Source organism: Rathayibacter sp. AY1C4 (assembly GCF_002932195.1).
Lineage (GTDB): Bacteria > Actinomycetota > Actinomycetes > Actinomycetales > Microbacteriaceae > Rathayibacter.
This window is the reverse complement of record NZ_PSWE01000059.1, coordinates 1-3,600: the sequence shown is the minus strand read 5'-3', so window position 1 is coordinate 3,600 and position 3,600 is coordinate 1. Positions and strand designations below refer to the sequence as shown.

Genomic DNA, 3,600 nt, shown 5'->3' with positions numbered 1-3,600 from the left:
GGTCTTGGGGATGTCGGCGAGCCCGCCGAAGCCCTGGGCGCCGCCGCCCAAGCCCGCCTGGGGGCCGCCGGATCCCCCCGGTGCGCCGTGCCCGGCCCACCGACCCACGAACGAAGGACGAAGCCACCTGTGGCCGATCACTACGAAGTGCTGGGCGTCGACCGCGACGCCTCCGCCGACGAGATCAAGAAGGCATACCGCCGACTCGCCCGCGAGCTGCACCCCGACGTCAACCCGAGCGCGGACGCCTCCGAGCGCTTCAAGCTCGTCACGCACGCCTACGACGTCCTGAGCGACGCCCAGCAGCGGGCGCAGTACGACCGCGGGCCCCAGGAGGGCTTCGGCGGCGGCGCCCAGGGCTTCGGCGGGTTCGGCGACATCTTCGAGACCTTCTTCGGGCAGGGCGCGCAGGGCTCGTCCCGCGGGCCGCGCTCCCGCCGCGAGCGCGGCCAGGACGCCCTGCTGCGCGTGGAGGTCTCGCTCGACGAGGTCATCTTCGGCACCCACCGCGACCTCGAGGTCGACACGGCGGTGCTCTGCGAGACGTGCCAGGGCTCGTGCTGCCAGCCCGGCACCTCGCCGGTGACCTGCGACATCTGCCACGGCTCCGGCCAGATCCAGCGCACGGTCCGCTCGCTCCTGGGCAACGTGATGACGGCGAGCCCCTGCGGCACCTGCCGCGGCTACGGCACCGTCATCGCGACCCCCTGCTCCACCTGCCAGGGCCAGGGACGCGTCCGCGCCCGCCGCACCATCCCCGTCGACGTCCCCGCGGGAGTCGACACGGGCCTGCGCCTGCAGATGCCCGGCAGCGGCGAGGTCGGCCCGGCCGGCGGCCCCAACGGCGACCTGTACCTCGAGATCAAGGTCAAGCACCACGACGTCTTCAGCCGCAACGGCGACGACCTGCTCTGCACCCTCGAGGTGCAGATGACGGACGCGATCCTCGGCTCCACGGCGTCGCTCAAGGCGCTCGACGGCGACATCGAGATCGAGATCAAGCCGGGCACGCAGAGCACCGAGATCGTCACGATCAAGGGACGCGGAGTCACGCGCCTGCGGGGCAGCGGACGCGGCGACCTCCGCATCGGCATCCAGGTCGTCACCCCGACGAAGCTGGGCCACCGCGAGCGGGAGCTGGTCCAGGAGCTCGCGAAGCACTACAAGCCGCAGAAGCCCGCGCTGACCCACTTCCAGCAGGGCCTCTTCTCGAAGCTCCGCGACCGCTTCCTGGGCTGAGCCCGTGGCGCACCACTACATCGACGAGTCGCTGAACTCTGAGGGCTTCGTCGTCGGGGGCCGGCTCGCGCTCACCGGCGCGGAGGCACGGCACGCCTCGACCGTCAGCCGGATCCGCGCGGGCGAGAGCGTCCGGGTCGGCGACGGGCGCGGACTCGTCGCGACCGCGGTCGTCGAGAGCGCGGAGCCGGCGCGAGTGGTGCTCGTCGTGGAGTCGGTGCAGGAGTCCCCGGTTCCGTCCCCGCGCCTTGTCCTCGTCCAGGCCCTCGCGAAGGGCGACCGCGACGAGCTCGCCGTGCAGGCGGCGACCGAGCTCGGGGTGGACGAGGTCGTCCCGTGGCAGGCCGCGCGGTCGATCTCGCGGTGGTCGGGCCCGAAGGAGGAGAAGGGGCGCGAGCGCTGGCGCGCCATCGTGCGCGAGGCGAGCAAGCAGTCGCTGCGCCCCCGGGTGCCCGAGGTCGCGCTGCTCGAGCAGGTGCGCGGTCTCGTCGCGCGCGCCGCGACGTCCCGCGTGCTGGTCCTCGAGCCCTCGGCGCAGGCGCGGCTCTCCCAGGTGGTCCCGGACGGACGCGACCTGGTGCTCGTCGTCGGGCCCGAGGGCGGCATCGCTCCGGAGGAGCTGCGGCTGCTCGCGGAGGCGGGCGCCGAGGCCGTCGCGCTCGGCGACTCCGTCCTGCGCACCTCGACCGCAGGTCCCGCTGCCATCGCCGTCCTCTCGGCCCGCCTGGGCCGCTGGTGACGCTCCTCCACAGCCGACTCGGGGCTCCGGAGCAGAGTGCCGTGGGCGAACGCGGCGCCCGTCGCGCACGGGCCCCGTTTAAGATGGTTCTATGAGCGAACCCACCGTCTTCACGCGCATCGTCCAGGGCGAGATCCCGGCCGATGTGGTGTTCGAGAACGAGCGCATCCTCGCGATCACCGACATCGAGCCGAAGGCGCCCGTCCACCTCCTCGTCTTCCCGAAGACCCAGGAGCACGCCACGGTCGCCGCCCTCGCCGCCGCCGATCCCGCCCTGCTCGCCGAGATGGTGCAGGTCGCCCAGTCGCTCGCCGACGCCCACAGCAACGGTCAGTTCCGCCTCGTCTTCAACTCCGGCGAAGAGGCGGGCCAGACCGTGTTCCACGTGCACGCCCACGTCCTGGGCGGCCACCAGACGGAAGGCTCCCTTGCCACCGGTTGAGAACACGGGCGCGAGCCCCGACGAGCGTCCCGCCCCCGGCGCGGACGCGTCCGAGACGACGCGGCGCGTCGTCGCCGTCGACGGAGTCGCGATGGTGCGCCTCCTCGGACCCCAGGACCGCCTCATCCGGGCGGTCGAAGGACGATTCCCCGATGTCCGGGTGCACGTGCGCGGCAACGAGGTGACGCTCGACGGCGAGCGCGAGCCCGTCGCCGCTGCGACGCGCCTGGTGGAAGAACTGGTGCGCATGACCGCGAGCGGGCACGATCTCGACCCGGAGGGCGTGCGCGAGTCCGCCCGCATCCTGCAGAACGGCGGGCCGGTGAGCCCGGCCGAGGCGTTCGGCCAGGCCATCCTCACGGCACGCGGACGGAGCGTGAGGCCCAAGACGCTCGGGCAGCGCGAGTACGTCGACGCGGTCGATCAGAACACCATCGTCTTCGGCATCGGCCCGGCCGGAACCGGCAAGACCTACCTGGCGATGGCGAAGGCCGTGCAGTCGCTGCAGCGCAAGGAGGTCGAGCGGATCATCCTGACCCGCCCGGCGGTCGAGGCGGGGGAGCGGCTGGGCTACCTGCCAGGCTCGCTCACCGACAAGATCGACCCGTACCTGCGCCCGCTCTACGACGCGCTGAACGAGATGATGGACCCCGAGATCGTCCCGAAGCTGCTCGCGGCCGGCACGATCGAGGTCGCACCGCTCGCCTACATGCGCGGGCGCACGCTCAACAACTCGTTCGTCGTGCTCGACGAGGCGCAGAACACGACGCCCGAGCAGATGAAGATGTTCCTCACCCGCCTCGGCTTCGGCTCCAAGATGGTCGTCACCGGCGACATCACCCAGGTCGACCTGCCGACCGGCGCGAGCGGACTCCGCCTCGTGACGCGCGTGCTCGACGGCATCGACGACATCCACTTCTCGCGCCTGACCAGCGAGGACGTGGTGCGCCACAGCCTGGTCGGCCGCATCGTGGACGCGTACACCGAGTACGACCAGCAGAAGCAGGCGCAGCACTTCGAGCGCGAGCAGGCCCGGGAGTTCGCGAACCGCGCCGAGCGCCGCGGCCAGGCCGCCCGCCCGCCCGGCGACGAGCACCAGGTCGCGTCCGTCCGGGACCACCTGGGAGAGCCGCGCCTGCGCCGAGGGCTCGAGGACCAGCACGCGGGACGTCGCGGCGCG

General features: G+C 72.6%; 4 protein-coding genes. All 4 read left to right on the top strand.

Going from position 1 to position 3,600, the window contains the following annotated elements; translation table 11 throughout:
- The first annotated feature begins 129 nt into the window (after positions 1-129).
- Positions 130-1,239, top strand: a complete 1,110-nt coding sequence (dnaJ, locus tag C5C99_RS16550; protein WP_104251191.1) for a molecular chaperone DnaJ — start codon at positions 130-132, stop codon at positions 1,237-1,239.
- A gap of 4 nt (positions 1,240-1,243) precedes the next feature.
- Entirely contained in the window at positions 1,244-1,978 is a 735-nt protein-coding gene (locus tag C5C99_RS16545) for a 16S rRNA (uracil(1498)-N(3))-methyltransferase (RefSeq protein ID WP_104227484.1), read from the top strand.
- Between the two features lie 91 nt (positions 1,979-2,069).
- Positions 2,070-2,420 (top strand): HIT domain-containing protein, encoded by a 351-nt coding sequence (locus C5C99_RS16540; protein WP_104225201.1) that lies wholly within the window; start codon positions 2,070-2,072, stop codon positions 2,418-2,420.
- 91 nt (positions 2,421-2,511) lie between these two features.
- On the top strand, positions 2,512-3,600 hold a 1,089-nt coding region (locus C5C99_RS16535), incomplete at its 3' end, for a PhoH family protein (RefSeq protein WP_104340434.1).